A 1,066-nucleotide genomic window follows, 5' to 3' on the forward strand; every position below is an offset into this window, starting at 1 on the left:
GTGGCGCCGGTGCAGCCAACGCTGGTCACGGTGGCTGCACCGGCAGGTCCAAGCGCCGCGGCGCCGAGCAGCCAAGGCACCAGGGAAAGGCGGGAGATTCGAGAGGCGCGCCACGCCATGCGCGCGGCAACCCGGTGGACAGAGGAAGTCATGGGCAGTCCTTGTCGGCGGCACGCAAGCCAGGGGCACCTGACTGCGGCGAGGCCGGAAAGGCCTTGTTCACCCGGGGCCGGCATCACGCCACCTGGAAAACAGCAATGCCGGCCTTGCATCATGCCGGCACAGCAAAATCACCGCGATGACCTTCGCTCTGGACCAGGGTAAACACTGAACACATCAGCGCCTGTCGATCCCGCGCAGGCCAGCGCCCGAGACCGGCAGAACATGGGCACGCCGCTCTTCGGCCTGCAGGGTCGGCTGACCGGCCAGCGCCGCGCCGCCCAACATGGGCCGCAGTGTCATCAGGCCCGTCTTGAAACCCAGGCCACCCGGCGCGGCCGGGAGGCGGTCGACGCGGGTGATCAGGGTCGGCGCCCTGCGTGCACTTTCGGTGACCATGCCCCGGCTGGTCGTCGCCACGGCCACGCCACCGGCTGGCACACCAGCACCGGTGGCCAAGGCCCCGGTGGGCTTGGACGACAGCACGTAGCCGATGTCCGCGCCCTTGGCGGCGGCTGCCGTCAGGCTGAAGCTGATCACCAGGTTGTTGGCGCCCGCGACGAAGGTGCCCAGCGAGAGTGGGTGGTCAGTGAAGTAGGTCTGCGCCGAGGCCAGCGTCGTGAAGCTGGTGCTGATCAGCGTGGTGGCGCCGCTGACGACGCTGAAGTTCATGCTGGTGAAGCCGCCGTTGTAGGCCGTCATGCCCAAGAGGCCCAGCGTCAGGTTGCTGTTGCTGGCCAGCGAGAAGTTGTAGGTCGAGCTGGCGCTGTAGCTGCGGTTGCCGGTGGCGCTGGCCGAGTAGTTGGCCCCCAGCGAACCCAGGCCGAGCACGCTGCCGCCGCTCACCGCAGCGGTCACGTTGGGCCGGCCGCTGAGCGCGCTGGTCAGCGTGCCGGCGCTGGGCGAG

At 69.3% G+C, this 1,066-nt stretch carries 1 protein-coding gene; it reads right to left on the minus strand.

Going from position 1 to position 1,066, the window contains the following annotated elements; all coding sequences use genetic code 11:
- Positions 1-336: 336 nt before the first annotated feature.
- The coding region (locus tag FKP22_RS33300; protein ID WP_170201209.1) for a hypothetical protein at positions 337-1,066 on the minus strand (730 nt) is incomplete at its 5' end.

The organism is Ideonella azotifigens (assembly GCF_006519715.1).
Classification (GTDB): domain Bacteria; phylum Pseudomonadota; class Gammaproteobacteria; order Burkholderiales; family Burkholderiaceae_C; genus Ideonella; species Ideonella azotifigens.